Source organism: Thiomonas sp. X19, assembly GCF_900089495.1.
In the GTDB taxonomy this organism is placed as follows: Bacteria; Pseudomonadota; Gammaproteobacteria; order Burkholderiales; family Burkholderiaceae_C; genus Thiomonas_A.
Window position 1 is genome coordinate 2,743,011 of the sequence record NZ_LT605203.1, and the last position, 16,079, is coordinate 2,759,089.

General features: G+C 62.0%; 16 protein-coding genes and 1 tRNA gene. 9 read left to right on the forward strand and 8 right to left on the reverse strand.

Annotated elements, in window-relative coordinates:
- Positions 1 to 373 precede the first annotated feature (373 nt).
- The 4 genes from THIX_RS13140 (at position 374) to THIX_RS24885 (ending at position 3,250) form a co-directional block, all read left to right on the forward strand.
- On the forward strand, positions 374 to 655 hold the full coding sequence (locus THIX_RS13140; protein ID WP_112486559.1) for a DUF1778 domain-containing protein: 282 nt from the start codon (positions 374 to 376) through the stop codon (positions 653 to 655).
- Complete coding sequence (locus THIX_RS13145; RefSeq protein ID WP_112486560.1) at positions 652 to 1,143, forward strand: GNAT family N-acetyltransferase; 492 nt, start codon at positions 652 to 654, stop codon at positions 1,141 to 1,143. Before THIX_RS13140 ends, THIX_RS13145 begins: the two co-directional genes overlap by 4 nt.
- Before the next feature lie 71 nt (positions 1,144 to 1,214).
- Positions 1,215 to 2,414 carry an IS4-like element ISCARN35 family transposase gene (locus THIX_RS13150; protein ID WP_112486561.1) on the forward strand — a complete coding sequence of 400 codons (1,200 nt, stop codon included), beginning with the start codon at positions 1,215 to 1,217 and terminating at the stop codon, positions 2,412 to 2,414.
- Positions 2,415 to 3,013: 599 nt separating this feature from the next.
- A complete protein-coding gene (locus THIX_RS24885) occupies positions 3,014 to 3,250 on the forward strand; it encodes an AlpA family transcriptional regulator (protein WP_112486562.1) in 237 nt (78 codons plus the stop codon).
- On the opposite strand, the gene THIX_RS13160 is transcribed toward THIX_RS24885, so the two are convergent.
- The 6 genes from THIX_RS13160 to THIX_RS13185 all read right to left on the reverse strand — a co-directional run bounded on the left by THIX_RS13160 (position 3,222) and on the right by THIX_RS13185 (position 9,432).
- Entirely contained in the window at positions 3,222 to 4,187 is a 966-nt protein-coding gene (locus tag THIX_RS13160) for a site-specific integrase (RefSeq protein ID WP_199195297.1), read from the reverse strand. The two genes, THIX_RS24885 and THIX_RS13160, sit on opposite strands and share 29 nt — an antisense overlap.
- A 219-nt stretch (positions 4,188 to 4,406) precedes the next feature.
- Positions 4,407 to 5,762, reverse strand: coding sequence for an IS1182-like element ISThsp16 family transposase (locus tag THIX_RS13165; RefSeq protein ID WP_112484377.1), 1,356 nt, complete (start codon positions 5,760 to 5,762; stop codon positions 4,407 to 4,409).
- Positions 5,740 to 6,033 (reverse strand): Arm DNA-binding domain-containing protein, encoded by a 294-nt coding sequence (locus THIX_RS13170; protein ID WP_112488360.1) that lies wholly within the window; start codon positions 6,031 to 6,033, stop codon positions 5,740 to 5,742. Before THIX_RS13170 ends, THIX_RS13165 begins: the two co-directional genes overlap by 23 nt.
- A 199-nt stretch (positions 6,034 to 6,232) precedes the next feature.
- Positions 6,233 to 6,309, reverse strand: a tRNA-Val gene (locus THIX_RS13175).
- A 29-nt stretch (positions 6,310 to 6,338) separates the two neighbouring features.
- Positions 6,339 to 8,549, reverse strand: coding sequence for a bifunctional (p)ppGpp synthetase/guanosine-3',5'-bis(diphosphate) 3'-pyrophosphohydrolase (locus tag THIX_RS13180; RefSeq protein ID WP_112486564.1), 2,211 nt, complete (start codon positions 8,547 to 8,549; stop codon positions 6,339 to 6,341).
- A complete protein-coding gene (locus THIX_RS13185) occupies positions 8,539 to 9,432 on the reverse strand; it encodes an alpha/beta fold hydrolase (RefSeq protein ID WP_112486565.1) in 894 nt (297 codons plus the stop codon). The genes THIX_RS13180 and THIX_RS13185 overlap by 11 nt, the downstream gene beginning before the upstream one ends.
- 196 nt (positions 9,433 to 9,628) lie before the next feature.
- Here THIX_RS13185 and THIX_RS13190 point away from each other — a divergent pair, with 196 nt between their 5' ends.
- Both THIX_RS13190 and THIX_RS13195 read left to right on the forward strand, forming a co-directional pair.
- On the forward strand, positions 9,629 to 10,462 hold the full coding sequence (locus THIX_RS13190) for a thymidylate synthase (protein ID WP_112488361.1): 834 nt from the start codon (positions 9,629 to 9,631) through the stop codon (positions 10,460 to 10,462).
- A 9-nt stretch (positions 10,463 to 10,471) separates the two neighbouring features.
- Positions 10,472 to 10,987, forward strand: coding sequence for a dihydrofolate reductase (locus THIX_RS13195; protein ID WP_112486566.1), 516 nt, complete (start codon positions 10,472 to 10,474; stop codon positions 10,985 to 10,987).
- Between the two features lie 57 nt (positions 10,988 to 11,044).
- On the opposite strand, the gene THIX_RS13200 is transcribed toward THIX_RS13195, so the two are convergent.
- Positions 11,045 to 12,127: a TRAP transporter substrate-binding protein gene (locus THIX_RS13200; protein WP_112486567.1), complete on the reverse strand. Its 1,083-nt coding sequence runs from the start codon at positions 12,125 to 12,127 to the stop codon at positions 11,045 to 11,047.
- A gap of 182 nt (positions 12,128 to 12,309) precedes the next feature.
- Entirely contained in the window at positions 12,310 to 13,656 is a 1,347-nt protein-coding gene (pmbA, locus tag THIX_RS13205) for a metalloprotease PmbA (RefSeq protein WP_112488362.1), read from the reverse strand.
- Between the two features lie 109 nt (positions 13,657 to 13,765).
- On the opposite strand from pmbA, the gene yjgA reads away from it, so the two are divergent.
- The 3 genes from yjgA (at position 13,766) to THIX_RS13220 (ending at position 16,062) form a co-directional block, all read left to right on the forward strand.
- Entirely contained in the window at positions 13,766 to 14,326 is a 561-nt protein-coding gene (gene yjgA, locus THIX_RS13210) for a ribosome biogenesis factor YjgA (protein ID WP_112486568.1), read from the forward strand.
- Positions 14,307 to 14,927 (forward strand): molybdopterin adenylyltransferase, encoded by a 621-nt coding sequence (gene mog, locus THIX_RS13215; protein ID WP_112486569.1) that lies wholly within the window; start codon positions 14,307 to 14,309, stop codon positions 14,925 to 14,927. Before yjgA ends, mog begins: the two co-directional genes overlap by 20 nt.
- A gap of 163 nt (positions 14,928 to 15,090) precedes the next feature.
- Positions 15,091 to 16,062 (forward strand): extracellular solute-binding protein, encoded by a 972-nt coding sequence (locus THIX_RS13220; protein WP_112486570.1) that lies wholly within the window; start codon positions 15,091 to 15,093, stop codon positions 16,060 to 16,062.
- The last annotated feature ends 17 nt before the right edge of the window (positions 16,063 to 16,079 follow it).

Below are 16,079 nucleotides of genomic sequence, written 5' to 3' on the forward strand. Positions count from 1 at the left end.
ATACACGCCCGCGAAAGGTCACGGTTTTGCGCAAAGGTTACAATTTTCCGCGACACAGATCTGAAGGTGATTCTGGCCTATTCCACAAGTTTGGCATCGGTCTGGCGCAAACGGCCTCCGCCGGCGCGCTGGGCGCAATCCTTGGGCTGTCCTTTGGCCACGATGATCTGGGTTATCTCGCATGCCTGGCCGTCGGCGGGTTTTTCCTGTTACTCGTGGCATCAGCGCCGAATGAGCAGCGCCGCACGAAAGATGGGATGGCCTTGGCTAGCAGTCCATTCGGAACGCCTTATGGGAAGACAGGTTGTTGCCGCGGTCGGTGATTTGCCTGACACGGCATATTGCCGTACAATTTCAACAGGAGGCCCACACCATGCCAACAGCCGCTTCAACCGCTCGACTCGAAGCCAGAATCAGCACCAACCTGCACGCCATGCTCAAGCGTGCCGCCGAACTTCAGGGCCGCACCATGACCGATTTCGTGGTTTCTGCCGTGCAGGATGCCGCCCAGCGTGCCATCGAGCAGGCAGAAATCATCCGCCTGTCGTTGGCCGATCAACAATGCTTTGCCCAGGCCTTGCTGTCACCGCCGCGCCCCTCGGCGGCGCTCAAGCGCGCTTTCGCCCGTCACGACAAGCTGCTGCGCACTGAATGAGCGGTGCGCCGTTCCTGATCGCGGCGCTTGATGCGGCGCATGACCGTTCCACGTTCGACAGCGGCACGCCGGCGCTGGACCGCTACTTGCGGGAACAAGTCACGCAAGACATCCGCCGCAGGGTAGCGGCTTGCTTTGCGGCACTCACCAACGAGCAGCGCATCGCCGGTTACTACACGCTGGCGACGGCCAGCGTGCCTCTGGGCGATCTTCCTGTCGGCATCAGCCGCAAGCTGCCGCGCTATCCGGCTGTGCCGACGATCCGCATGGGACGGCTGGCTGTCGATCAAGCGTTCAAGGGGCAGGGTCTGGGTTCGGCCCTTCTGGCCAACGCGCTGCGCCGTGCCGCCAGTTCCGAAATTGTGGCCTTCGCCATGATCGTGGATGCCAAGGACGACGAGGCGGCGGCCTTCTACCGGCATCATGGCTTCATTGCGCTGCCGGACTCGCCTTTGACGCTGTTCCTTCCACTGTCCACCGTCCGCTAGGCGCAATACTGTTCAGATAGAAGAAACTCATTGATAATCCATGTTTGTCGAAACTGCGATGGGCATGGACGATGGCGAGAACCCGCAAGGCGTTACCAGCGAAGGTGGACGTTGCGCATCTGATCAGCGCTGGTGTGCTGGCCAGCGTGTGCCCACGAGCGTTGATCGAGGAGGTGCTGGCCGAGACGGGCAAGGCGAGTCAACGCGAACGCCTGCTGCCGGCACCGGCGGTCGTGTACTACGTGATGGCGCTCGCCCTGTGGCGCGAGGCGCCGCTGGAGGAAGTGCTGCGGGTGGTGTGCGAAGGCCTGCAATGGCTCGGCGGCGGCGAGGCGGGCGCGGTGCAGGCCAGCAAATCGGCGATCTCTCAGGCGCGTACCCGGTTGGGCCCGCAGGTCATGCGCCGGCTCGCCGAGCGCGTGCTGCGGCCACTGGCCGATGTGGGGGCGCCGGGCGCGTGGTACCGAGGGCTGCGCATCATGGCGCTGGACGGCAGTTGCATGGACGTGGCCGACGAGGCGGCCAACGCCGAGTACTTCGGCTATCCGGGTGCCTCACGCGGCCAGAGCGCCTTCCCGCAGGCGCGCTTGCTGGGCCTGGTGGAGTGCGGCACGCATGTGGTGACGGCCGCCGAGGTGGCCCCCTATGGCCATGGCGAGCAGGCCATGGCCGCGCAATGGCTACCGGCCAAGCTCCAGCCCGACATGTTGGTGTTGGCCGACCGCAACTTCTACGGCTTCAAGCTCTGGCGCATCGCCTGCGCCAGCGGCGCCAAGCTGGCCTGGCGGGTCAAATCCAACCTCAAGCTGCCGGTGGAACAAGTGCTGCCCGATGGCTCGTTCCTCAGCACCGTCTTCGACAGCGCGGACAGGCAGCGCCGCGAAGGGCAGATCGTGCGCGTGATCGAGTACACGCTGCACGACTCAGCCACCGCGGTGCACGACAGCTACCGGTTGGTCACCAACATCCTCAACCCCGAACAGGCGCCGGCGCTGGAACTGGCCGCGCTGTACCACGAGCGCTGGGAGATCGAGGGGGTGTTCGACGAGTTCAAGACGCACCTGCGCGCCAACAGCACCGTGCTGCGCAGCAAGACGCCAGAGCTGGTCCAGCAAGAGTTGTGGGGCTTGCTGCTGGCGCACTTCGCCATCCGACAGTTGATGGCGCAGGCTGCGTGGCCGCGCGGCCTCGACCCGGACCGCTTGAGCTTTACGCACGCCGTGCGCGTCATCAAACGCAAATTGCCGCAAGCCGCGGCCGTTCCCCCCTGAGCGTTTGACGGCGTGGCACGACGCCGTGCTCGATGAGATCTCGCGCGGTCGCTGCGTCAGCAGTCGCGGACGCTTCAACCCACGCGGTGTGAAGCGCAAGATGAGCAACTTCAACGTGCGCCATCGAGGCGAATTGCTCCACCAACGGCATTAGCCAACGCCAGCGCTACGTATCTGAACAGTATTGGGCCTAAACCCCTTACGAGACCTCGAAAATTCCGCGACGGAACACCTCGTTGCATTGCAAGCTTTTGATTCCACAAGAAACCGTCTCGCGAAAGGTCACGATTTTGCGCAAAGGTCACAATTTTCCGTGACGCAGCTCCGAAGGTGATTCTGGCCTATTCCACAAGTTTGGCATCGACATGAGCAAACGGCCTCCGCTGTTCGCCAGGCACATCCAACCTTCGTGCGTCCACAGATATGTGATGTCCGACGCCTACGCCTGACTGGGCACGCTCGGCGCGAATTGACGGTCCAGCATAGTGGGGGCGACCTCCAGGCCGCGCCGGGAGTCGTGGGCTTCCCATTTCAAAAGCTGATAGTTTGGCGTCTTTTTTTGACCCCTCTTTCTGGGCATTCCTAGATTCAATACACCTATGGACGCCCAAACACAAAAAAGCACGCCAGAGCGGCACCTCGACATTGAGTTGCTGAGTATCGAGGACCTTCAGGAACTCATGCGACTGTCTCGTTCAAAGATCTATCAGATGATTCGTGAAGACGGTTTTCCGTCTCCTGTGAAATTTGGTGTATGCAGCCGCTGGCGTCGTCAGAAAGTGCTTTCATGGCTTGACGCTGCAGAGGCTACACAGCGGCGCGGTTGCTGCTCTTGATCGAATCCAGGAAATCGGCCCAAGCCTGCATCATCGCCTTCCGCTGGTCCAGGTACTGGCTACGCATATAAACCCCACGCACGCCGCCGATTCGATGCGCAAGCTGCAATTCAATCGCATCAGGGGGAAACCCGAGTTCATGAAGAAAAGTCGACGCCACTGTGCGAAAACCGTGTGAAGTGATCTCGTCTTGGGTGTCGAATCCGAGCCTTTGAAGTGCCGCATTCAGCGTCATATTACTGAGCGGTTGTCCTTTGTCCCGAACTCCCGGGAACACGAACCCGACTTCTTCAGATGATCCTGACAAGGGTTTGATCTCCTGAAGAATTCGTATTGCTTGCCGCGCCAATGGCACAACGTGCGGCAGCCTCATTTTCATCTTGGGACCCGGGATGGACCACAACCCTGCATCCAGATCCACCTCGGCCCATTCCATCAGCCGAAGTTCCTTGGGGCGAACGAAAACTAGCGGAAGCAACCTGAGGGCCAAACGCGTTTGGAAATTTCCAGCGTATCCATCGATTGCGCAAAGAACTTCTGCCAGACGGGCCTTGGATGTGATGGCCGCTCTTGGCTTGGACCTGTAAGGCTTCAGAGCGCCTCTCAAATCCTGTGATGGATCGCGGTACGCCTTTCCGCAGGCAATGGCGTAACGAAAGACCTGCCCGCAGACTGACACGACGCGATGAGCTGTCTCCAGCCGTCCTGCCTCTTCGATCCGTCGCGCCACCGACAGCAAGTCAGCGGCGTGGATCTCGTTGGCGACCTTAGCGCCGATCCATGGGAAGACCCAGTTCTCAAGTGATCGTCGCACCCGCGATTCGTGCTCCGATGCCCAGGTTTCCTCCATGTTCTTGATCCAATCCCTGGCCACCGACTCAAAATCTTTGCGACTCTTCTCCTCCATCACCGCCTCGGTGGATCCATTCTGCTTCATGGGATCCATCCCTTTGGAAAGCAGGGCGCGCGCTTCGTATAGGGCCTGTCTAGGAGGCTGTCGGACTTGAACCCGAGCGAATCCGATTGATCAGTGCGACGCGTTTTTTTTGACAGCGGCGCGCTGATCGAACGCTCTCGATGGTTGGCGAGACACTGTGAGGGCACATGGGGCGGCCTGGGGACTCGGTTTTGGCGTGGTCGGGGCGCACTATTGCCCTCACGCGGCTCGCAGGACGTGCATGCGCTTGATGTTCCAAGCCATGGTCACCAAGCTCCATTCGCCTTGTGCCTTGGCCAGCCCGCGCATGCTCATCTGGCGCCAACCCATCACTTGCTTGATGATGCCGAACACCGGCTCCACTGTCTGCTTGCGCAGGCCGTACAGGGCTCGGCCTGCTTGCGTGCCCAGGCGGTGTGCCATCTGCACGAGCGGATCCGTCGTCTGGGGCTCGGGCACATCGGGTGCAAAGCGCCCCATCACCGGCGTGTGATGCGACTCCCGCTTGAGCGCCAGCAGCGGCTCGATACCCGCGTCGTTGCACGCGATCACGTTGGCTTGGCTGAAGAAGCCGTTGTCCGTGATGAGCGTGTGCACCTCGCCCAGCACCGCGGGTAACGCTTGGATCTGCTGCAGCGTAGGCACAACTTCGCGCTTGTCGTTGGATGCCTGGCTCACATGCTGGGTGATCACCATCATCGTCGCGATGTCCACGCCGGCTTGTGCGTTGTAGCTTTGCTCGAAGCCCCCACCCGACACGGGCATGATGCGCGACTCTTCATCCGTGAGGTTGACCTGATCGCTGCTCCGGGGGCCGGCCTCTGGCGGCTCAGGGTCCTTGCCGCGCGGCTTCTTGCCCGCCTCGCGCTGGGCTTGGCGCTTGGCGGTCTTGGCCTCGTACTCCTGCTGCTCGACCTGATGGCGTTCGCTGGCGCGCTGCTCGATCTTGGCCTTGGCCTGCGCGATTGCGCTCAAGCGATCTGCACGCAGGGCGATCTCCGCCGGCACATCCATGCCGTCGGGTACCGTCGCGCGGTCGCTGTTCTCTGCCAGCGCCAGCAGCGTTTGTACTTCCTGGCGCAGCTGCGCCTCGATCTTGTTGGCATGAGCCCACGACAAGGCCTTGTGCTTGCTGGCGTTGGCGTCGATCTTGGTGCCATCCAGCGCGATGTGTCCGAGCTTGAGCAGCTTCATCTCGCGCGCCAGAACCAGCACCTGCACGAACAGTGCCTCCACCTCCTTCAAGAAGCGGCGGCGGAACGTCGCCAGCGTGTCGTGATCGGGGTGGGTATTGGCCGCAACAAAGCGGAACGCCACCGAGTCGTAGGTCGCCCGCTCGATCTTGCGGCTGGAGTGCACGCCGTTGGCGTAGCCGTAGATCAGCAGGCCCAGCAGCACCGCCGGATGGTGCGCCGCCGAGCCCCGGCCTGCGTACTGTCGGGCCAGATCGCCCAGATCAAGCTGCTCGATGACTTCGACCACGAAGCGCGCCAAGTGATCAGTGGGCAGCCATTCGTCCACCGACGGTGGCAACAGATATGCGGTGTCTCGGTCAACAGGGACGAAGCGGCTCATCGGCTCGGGCTCTCGGTTGTGCAGCAGCAATTGTCTCGGATAGCGTCTTCATCCGGAAGACCGCAAAGTCCGACAGTCTCCTAGCTTGCGCCAAGCCAACGGCTGGGAATACGCCGATGGACATCGTCTTGCGCTTACCCCCGAACCGATAGTCGAAGCGCCAGTATTTGCCGGATTGGTTCACGAACAGATACATGCCATGCTCATCGGACAACTTCATGGGCTTGTCCGATGATTTCGCGGCTTTGATCTGAGCAAGTGCGAGTGCCATGAAGATCTCCGAGTTGACGGTATTTTTGACGGTATCTGCCACGCAGGGACCCTTTATACCGTCAAAAGTACCGCCAAACTTACGCGGCTGTCCACGCATTTCTGCGCACGCCTGCGCACGTCGCAGACAAGAAAAAACACCTAGGCTGTTGAATTCCTAGGTGTTTTTGCACTGCTGCGCACTGTGGTGCACATCGTCTTGGTAGGCGGTATTGGAATCGAACCAACGACCTCTTGCATGTCAAGCAAGCGCTCTAACCATCTGAGCTAACCGCCTGGGAACCCAAAATTTTAGCATGAGCTGCCTCAACGTCGTGCCGCTCTGCGCACGCCTTTGACGTCGCGCAACATGCCCAGGGCATGTTGCAAACCCTCCAGTCCAAGCAACTCCACGGTAAACAACATGTGCGCAACATCGCCGCGGCTCTGGGTCTGCACACCGATGACGTTGATTTTTTCTTTCGAAAACACTTCGGAAATGTCGCGCAGCAGGCCCTGCCGATCCGAGGCCTCGACGATCAGGTCGACTGGATAGACGGTATTGCTGCGCACGCCCCAGGTGACGGGAATGACGCGCTCAGGATGCTGGCGGGTGAGGTTGCGTGCATTCGGGCAATCGACCCGATGCACCGAGACGCCGCGCCCGCGCGTGACGAAGCCGCAGATGGCATCGGGCGGGGCTGGTTTGCAGCATTTGGCGAGTTGCGTGAGCAAGGCATCGACGCCGACCACCAGCACGCCCGCATGTTGCTGGGGCTTGGGTGGCTTGAGCGGAAGGTCGATGCCGGCTTCGGTCGGATGGCTTGCGTCCTGTCCGCGCAGATGGGTTTCAATCTGACGCAGGGACAAGGCATCGCTACCCACGCGCTCGAACAGTTGTTCGGGGCTACGAAATCCGAGTCCGGCGGCCAGTTCCTGCAAGTTCACGCCGGTCTTGCCCTCGCGCTGCAGCAGCTTTTCGACCTGCGCACGGCCGCTGGTCAACGTTTGCTCGATGACCTGGGCGTTGAACCAGGCACGAACCTTGGCTCGCGCACGCTGGGTTTGCAGAAAACCGAGTTCGGGGTTGAGCCAGTCACGCGAGGGGCCGCCTTGTTTGGCGACGACAATATCCACCGTCTGCCCGCTGCGCAAGGGCGTGGTCAGAGGGACGAGCGCACCATCCACGCGAGCACCGCGGCAGCGGTGCCCCATGTCGGTGTGCACGGCGTAGGCGAAGTCCACCGGAGTTGATCCGCTGGCCAGTTCGACGATGCGAGCCTGGGGCGTGAGCACGTAGATGCGGTCGTCGAACAACTTGGCGGCGCTGCTGCTCGATGGATCTGTGTGCACTGGCATGCCGCGCTCAACCAGTTCCCGCTGCAGCGATAGCAGTTGACGCGCCAAGGCAATCTTGGCGTCGTATTCCGAGGCGGCCAAAACACCTCGATAGCCCTGCACGCCGGCTTCCTTGTAGGCCCAGTGCGCGGCAAACCCTTGCTCGGCATGGTCATGCATCTCCTGGGTACGGATCTGGATTTCGATGGGCGCGTTTCCAGGGCCATGAACCACGGTGTGCAGCGATTGGTAGCCGTTGGGTTTGGGCTTGGCGATGTAGTCGTCGTACTCGGTGTCGACCGGTGTCCAGAGCGAGTGCACCGTGCTGAGCGCGGCATAGCAGGCATCGACCGATGGCACGATGATGCGAAGCGCAAGCAGATCCATCACCTCATCGATCCCGAGCGACTTGCCTTGCATCTTGCGCCAGATGCTGTAGATGTGTTTGCTGCGCCCGCTGATCTGGGCACGGTGGCCCTGTTCGGCCAGCGCGAGGCGCAATTGCTGCCCCGCTTCGGCGATGAGGGCTTCGCGCTGTGCCCCATGTTGTTCGAGCCAGCGCGCAATGCGGGCATAGGCCTGCGGCTGGGCGAAGCGAAAAGCGAGGTCTTCAATTTCCCACTTGAGCGACCACAGACCCAGCCGGTTGGCCAGCGGCGCATAGACCTCCAGGGACTCCTGGGTGAATTCGGTGGTCGGCTGTCGGTCACAACCGGCGTAGTAGCGCAGCGATTGCAAGCGAGACGCCAGGCGCAGCATGACCACGCGCAAGTCCTGCGAGAAAGCGAGCAAGAGGCGGCGCATCAACTCCTGGTGATGCGCCGCCTCTTGCGCGGTTTCCTGCTCCGACACGCCACGGGCCACGCGGAACACATCGACCAGTTTGCGGCTTTCCATCGCCAACACGGCGAGTTCGCGGCCGAAGGCCTTGGTCAATTGCTCTTCGGGCTTGGCGAGTTGCGTGGCCGCCTGGCTGAGATAGGCGGCAGCTTGGGACTGGGCGTCGGCGCCGATGGCGCTCAGAATGCGGCAGGCGCCATCCGCATGCAGCAAGACTGGCTCGCCGGTTTCCATCTCCACGCCACCCAGCAAGGCCGATGCGAACGCCCGCGCTTTGGTTTGCAGTTCGGGGGCAGCGTCAGCGACACGTGAGCCAGGCGTACCCGGCGGCACTGGCTCAAGGGGCAAGTCAGGCAACATGGGCTGCCAGGTGTCGGCTGAGAAAGGCGTCGACGGCCGCAATCTGGTCGGCGTGGACGAGTGTCGCCGCGTGCCCCACCCCAGCCAGTTCGATGAGGCTGGCTTTCGGGCCGCGCTCGGTCATGGCGAGCGCTGTGGGTCGGGCCAAGATATCGGAATCCGCCCCGCGCAACACCAGCGTCGGCGCGGCGATGCTGTCATACAAGGCCCAGAGTGCCGCTTCCCCAGCCCGTGCGGCCTCAGGCGCGCTTTGCGCCATGGGGGCACGAATGCCGGGGTCGTAGTGCAGACGCCAGCCGCCCTCGTGCGGCACGACCATCGGACGACTGAGTTCCAGCCACTCCTCGTCCGTATGAGGGCCGAAGCCGGCGGAGATGGACGCGAGATAGGTGGCTGCGTCGGCCACGGTGGCGAACGCATTGGGTTGGCCGACGTAGCTGCCAATGCGCTGCAAACCACCCGGCGCGATGGACGGCCCGATGTCATTGAGGACAAATGTGTCGATCGGGCTGCGCTTCAGGCCGGCAAGCCCAATGCCGATGAGCCCTCCCATGGATGTACCCACCCAGCCGACGCGCCGCGCCTTCAACCGCGCCAGCAGGGTGACCATGTCGGCGACGTATTGCGGCAGTTGGTAGAGCATGGGCTGCTCCAGCCAGTCCGACTTGCCGCGACCGACCACGTCAGGGCAGATCACCCGGAAGCGGTTCTGCAAGGCCCGCGCGAGTTGGTCAAAATCGCGTCCTTGCCGGGAGAGGCCATGCACGCAGACCACCACGTCAGGGTTGTCGGGCGCGCCCCATTCCCAATAAGCCATGCGGTGCAGGCCACCGGCATGCAGGCATTGCACGAAGTCGAGCCTGGGCTGGCTTGGGTCGGTCATGGTGGCGCTCGCAAGGTCTGAGGTCGATGGCTGCGGGATTTGATCTTAGACCGTGGCATGGTTCCGTGTGATCTCCCGGCCCGACCCATCAACCTGAATACACTGACGAGTCACCCGATCGAGAACGCCGATTGGCCTACGGATTGCAGCGACCCCGCGCCAGTTGGATTCGCTCCGCGCCGTCGCGCTGAACATCATGACAAATCCCATCATTCCCAGCCCCTATGAAGACTTGCTGCGCGAGGTGATGCGCCGCGGTGCCGACAAGGCCGACCGCACAGGAACTGGAACGCGCAGCCTGTTCGGTGCGCAACTGCGTTTCGATTTGCGCCAGGGGTTTCCGCTGGTGACGACCAAGAAAGTGCACCTCAAGAGCATCATCGTCGAGCTTCTCTGGTTTCTGCGTGGTGACAGCAACGTGCGTTTCTTGCATGAGCATGGCGTCACCATCTGGGACGAGTGGGCCGATGCCAACGGCGAACTTGGCCCGGTTTACGGCGTGCAGTGGCGCGCCTGGCCGGCGCCAGATGGGCGCCAGATCGATCAGATCGCCCAGCTCGTCGAGGGCCTGAAGCGCAATCCGGATTCGCGCCGTCATCTCGTCAGTGCGTGGAATGTCGGCCAAATTGGCGAGATGGCGCTGCCGCCCTGCCACCTGCTGTTCCAGTTCTATGTGGGCCCGCCGGGGCAAGCCGGTGACCGGCCGCAGCTCAGTTGCCAGCTCTACCAGCGCAGTGCCGATCTTTTCCTCGGCGTGCCGTTCAACATCGCCAGCTACGCGCTGCTCACGCATATGGTGGCGCAGCAATGCGACATGGATGTGGGCGATTTCATCTGGACCGGTGGCGATTGCCACATCTATCACAACCATTTCGAGCAAGTGCGCCTGCAGCTTTCGCGCCCGCCCCTCCCCGCGCCGGTGCTGCGCATGCAGCGCAAGCCCGGCAGCCTGTTCGACTACACCTTGGCAGACTTTGAGGTGCTGGATTACCGCCATCACCCAGCCATCAAGGCGCCGGTCGCGATCTGAGACATCCCCATGCCAATCCCTCAACATCAAAACGCCGGGCCGCGCGTGGCCATCATTGCCGCAGTGGCCCATAACCAGGTCATTGGACGCGGTCACGCGCTCATCTGGCATCTGCCGGCCGACTTGGCGCATTTCAAGCGCGTCACCCTCGATCACCCCATCCTGATGGGGCGCAAGACCTGGGAATCCATCGGCAGGCCGCTCCCGGGAAGGCGCAATGTGGTCATCAGCCGCGATGCCGATTTCATCGCGCCTGGTGCTGAAACCTCGACCTCGCTGTCGGACGCCATGAGCATCTGCGCCGAAGCACCCGAAGTCTTCATCGTCGGCGGTGCCGAAATCTATGCCCAGGCCATCCCGCTGGCGCAGCAACTGTGGCTGACCGAGATTCACGCCGAGCCGCAGGGCGACGTGTATTTTCCGGCCTGGAACCGCGACGCCTTCGTCGAAGTCAGCCGCGATCCGCATCCCGCCCAGGGCAATCTCCCCGCGTTCGACTTCGTCCTTTACGAACGCAAAGCTTGATGCCACAAAAAAGCCGCCCCTTGTGGCGGCTTGAGCCGAATGCCAAACGATGCAACTTTACAGCTTGCGCGTCATCATGAAGCGGTCGAACTCATTCTCGGCAATACGGAACCAGAGAATGTCGTCGTTGCGAAACTTGGCCCAGTCGGTGTAGACCTTCTTCCAGTTCGCATTGCTGCTCGACAACTCGGCATACAGCTCATTGGCCGCCTTATAGGCGCTTTCCATCACGTCCTTGGGAAAAGGCTGCAGTTTGGCCCCCTTGCCCACCAGTTCGCGCAGCGCATTGGGGTTGCGCGCGTCGTACATGGCTTGCATGTTGACATGAGCGTGTGAAGCCGCCAATTCGACGGCAGCCTTGTAGTCGTTGGGCAGCGCGTTCCAGGCCTTGGTGTTGACGAACAGATCCAACTCGGGACCGCCTTCCCACCAGCCGGGATAAAGGTAGTTCTTGGCGACCTTGTAGAAGCCCAGTTTCAGGTCGTCATAAGGACCGATCCACTCCGCTGCATCGATGGTTCCCTTTTCCAGCGAAGGGTAGATATCGCCGCCAGGGATGTTCTGCGGAATCACGCCGATGCGCTCCATCACCTTGCCGGCGAAGCCGCCGATGCGCATTTTCAAGCCTTTCATGTCGGCCAGGCTCTTGATGGGCTTGCGGAACCAGCCCCCCATTTGCGCGCCGGTGTTGCCCATGGGGAAGTTGATGATGTTGTAACCGGCGTAGAACTCGCGCATGAGCTTCAGACCATTGCCCTGATACATCCAGGCCGTCATTTGGCGCGAATTCATGCCGAAGGGCACGGCGCAACCCAGCGCGAAGGTCGGGTCTTTGCCGAAAAAGTAATACGGCGCGGTGTGGCAGCACTCAACCGTGCCCTGCTGCACGGCATCGACCACGCCGAAGGGCGGAACGAGTTCACCGCCGGCATGCACCGAAATTTCAAACTTGCCGTCAGTGGCTTCCTTCACCTTCTGCGAGAAGATGCTGGCCGCACCGAAAATCGTGTCGAGCGAATTGGGAAAGCTTGAAGCCAGGCGCCAGCGCACGGTTTGCTGCGCCATCACGGCGGCCGGGGCCGTGCCAGCGGCAAGAATGCCTGCCAGGCCAGCATGTTTGACGAATGAACGACGTTCCATCGTGGAGTCTCCCTCAAAAGTTGTGAAGTGATTTGCAGTCTCGGTACTCGTCGCGTACAGATTGACGCTCATTGTATTGACTGGTTACAACAAAATTGCCCTCTGGCTTACCCGAAGATCAGCCTCGGAAATGATGAAGGTGATCAGTCGTGTGAGTCGCCCGGCAAGCCCGGGCGGCGCGTTCAGCTGCCGGCCACAGTCATGGCATCCAGAAGAATGGAGCCCGTCGATCTGCTGCCGCTTTGATAGACGTCAGCTCCCACGGCTGCAATGCCCAGGAGCATGTCGCGCAAGTTCCCGGCGATGGTGATTTCCTGCACGGGATACTGAATGACGCCGCCATCCACCCAGAAACCCATGACGCCACGGGAATAGTCGCCGGTCACGTAATTCACGCCATGGCCCATGAGTTCGATGACCAAGAGGCCGCGATGCATCTTGCGCAACATGGCCGCCAGATCGTCATCAGGCAGGGTCAGCCGGCTGGTGAGCATCAGGTTGTGCGGACCGCCTGCATTGCCCGTGGTCGGCATGCCGAGTTTGCGCCCGGAATAGGTGGAAAGAAAATAGCCTTCCAGCCGCCCGGCTTTCACCACGCAGCGGGCACTTGTGCGTACACCCTCGTCGTCGAATGGCGCGGTGCCCATGCCGTCCACAACCTTGGGATCCTCGGCCAGGTCAAGGTGCTTGGCCATCACCGTCTTGCCGAGATGGTCGACCAGAAATGAGGCCTTGCGGTACAGCATGCCACCGCTTGCCGCATGCACCAGCGAGCCGATGAGCCCTGCGGCGATGGGCGCCTCGAACAACACCGGATACTGCCCGGTTGGCAGTTTGCGGGCGCGCAAACGCGACAGCGCGCGCTCGGCGGCGTAACGGCCCACCACTTCGGGCGATGCCAACTCCGACGCCCGGCGCTTGCTGCTGTACCAGTGGTCGCGCTGCATATCGTTGCCCCGTCCGGCGATGGGCGCGCAAGACAGGCTGTGACGCGTGGTGGCATAGCCATTGGAGAAGCCGCGCGAGTTGGCGAGCACGAAATGCATGTGCTGGGCCGAGACGCTGGCTCCCTCGCTGTTGCGGATGCGGCCATCGGTGGCGAATGCTGCGTCCTCGGAGCGGCGTGCCAGTTCGGCAGCGTCTTCCACCGAGATATCCCAAGGGTGGTCGAGCTGCGGGTCGCGTACTGCCTTCGCCAGCAACTCGGGCTCGGGCAGACCAGCGCAATCGTCTTCGGCGGTGTAGCGCGCAATGTCGAAAGCGGCAAGTGCCGTACGGCGTATCGCTGCAGGGGAAAAGTCCGAGGTACTCGCATGCCCCTTGCGCCGGCCTGCGTAAACCGTGATGTCGAGCCCCTTGTCGGTGTTGTGCTCAACCTGCTCCACCTTGCCACGGCGCACATTCACACTCAAGCCCTGGCCTTCGGACACCTCGACCGCCGCGTCGCTGGCGCCGGCGCTGCGAGCCTCGGCCAACGCCAACGCCGCCAAGTCTTGAAATTGAGATTTGGAAAAGGAAAATTGGCCCACATTGAACCTTTGTTTGGAACGGAAAGTGTCGAGTTGACGCAAGCCCTGTTCTTGTGAAAACCAGAGCAGCGATGCGATGCGACAGAACAGCGAACGATAATACGAGCCGATGAAATCCCCGCCCTTCCATCACACCACCCCGCATGCTGCGGATGCTTCGTCGGCAGACGACGCAGGCCCCAGCAAGAGCCAGCTCAAACGCGAGATGCAGGCCTTGCAGGACTTGGGGGAGCGCCTGGCTGCCCTCCCCAATCACCGCATCGACCTGCTCGACGTACCCGCAGCGCTGCGCGACGCACTGCGTGAACTGTCGCGCATTCATGCCCATGAAGGACGCAGGCGGCATGCCCAGTACATTGGCAAACTGATGCGCAAGGTCGACCCGGAACCCCTGCGCCAGGCCTTGCTCGACGCAACGGGCGAGAACCGCGAGGCGGTGGCCCGCATGCACCTGCTCGAAGACTGGCGCACACGCCTGCTGCAGGGCGACGACGCGCTCACCGCCTTCATGCAGGAACACCCTCACGCCGACGCCCAGGCGCTGCGCCAACTGGTGCGCGCGACGCGCGCGGAACAAGCCGCAGGCAAACCGCCGCGCCAGTATCGGGCGCTCTATCAAACCCTCAAAACCCTGCTCGAGCCGCAAGACGATGAACCCGACGACCTCTGAGATCCAGTCCGCAGCCCTCGACGGCCTGCACATCGGCCTGGTTTCCGTCAGCGACCGTGCTTCCAGCGGCGTGTACCTCGACCAAGGCCTGCCGGCCCTGCGCGAATGGCTGGGCCGCGCCTTGCGCAACCCGGTGCATTACACCGAACGGCTGATTCCCGACGAGCGCGCAGAAATCTCCCAAGCCTTGCGCGAACTGGTGGACGACCTTGGCTGCCATCTGGTGCTGACCACCGGCGGCACGGGTCCGGCTGTGCGCGACGTCACGCCGGAGGCCACCATGGATGTCGCCGACAAACTCATGCCAGGCTTTGGCGAGGAAATGCGGCGCATCAGCCTGAACTTCGTCCCGACGGCGATTTTGTCGCGCCAGGTCGCGGTCATTCGCAAAACCTGCCTGATTCTCAACCTGCCAGGCCAGCCGAAGTCCATCCGCGAGACCCTCGAAGGACTGCGCAATGCCGAAGGGGCCGTGACGGTTCGCGGCGTGTTTGCCGCAGTGCCCTACTGCGTCGACCTGATCGGTGGGCCGTATCTGGAATGCGATCCGGCCGTGTGCGACGCCTTCCGCCCGAAATCTGCTCAGCGGCCCAAAGGCTGAACTCGCAGCGTCGCCGGATTTCAATCGCAGCGGGAAACCTTGCATGACGGCCGGATTGGTTCACGTCTACGATATGCTTGAAATGTTTATCGCCTGCAACAACAACGCGAGCGGTAGTTCAAGCTCGAGCAGGCTACCAGCCCCCTGAAACGCGGAGACAGCCATGCACAAATCCAAGCAGTTGAACAAATCCCTCGTCGCACTTTTACTCGGCGCCTTGGCGCTGGGAACGGCTGCCCAAGCCAGTGCAACCACCCTCAGCGTGCTTGCAGCCGGAACCCTGGGGAAGACCTTCAGAGAGGCGGCGAAAGGCTTCGAGAAGTCACACCCCGGCGTGACCGTGGAGCCTCAATTCGGCGGTAGCGTGAAAATGGTCAAAATGGTGACCCAGTTGCACACCCCGGCGGATGTCGTGGCCGTGGCCGACTACTCGGTCATCCCCAAATACATGTACGCCAAGGGCGACCAGGCCGCGACTGCGGACTGGTCGATCGGCTTTCTGCGCAACGCCATCACCTTCGTCTACACGCCAAAAAGCAAGGGTGCCGGCAAGATCAACGCCAGCAATTGGTATCAGATCTTGAGTCAGCCCGGCGTGCAGATCGGCCGCTCCAACCCGAACACCGATCCTTCCGGCTACCAGACCCTGCAAATGCTCGATCTGGCTTCGAGCTACTACCACGATCCGCAACTCGAGCAGAAGGTGCTGGCGAACGCGCCCACAACCAATATGCGCGATACCGAGACCGACCTGATCGCCGCACTGCAACTCGGCCAGATCGACTACCTCGCCATCTACCAGTCGGACGCGCTGCAGCATCACCTGGAGTCGATCCGGTTGCCCGCGCAGATCAACCTGAGCGATCCGAAGTACGCCGCGGACTACGCCAAGAGCACGGCCGAAACGGCGAACGGCGCATTGCCCGGCAGGCCCATTGTCTATGCGCTGACGATTCCAACCGGAGCCCCTCACCCCAAACTGGCTGCCGAGTTCATTGCCTATCTGCTCGGCCCGCAAGGCCAGAAGTTGATTGCGCAAAATGGCTTCACGCCGGTGCACCCAGCCTATGCGCAATACGCCGCCAAAATGCCCGCATCCTTGCGCAAAATGACGGTTGCATGGCCCGGGCAGTGACCTGCGACGCCACCATT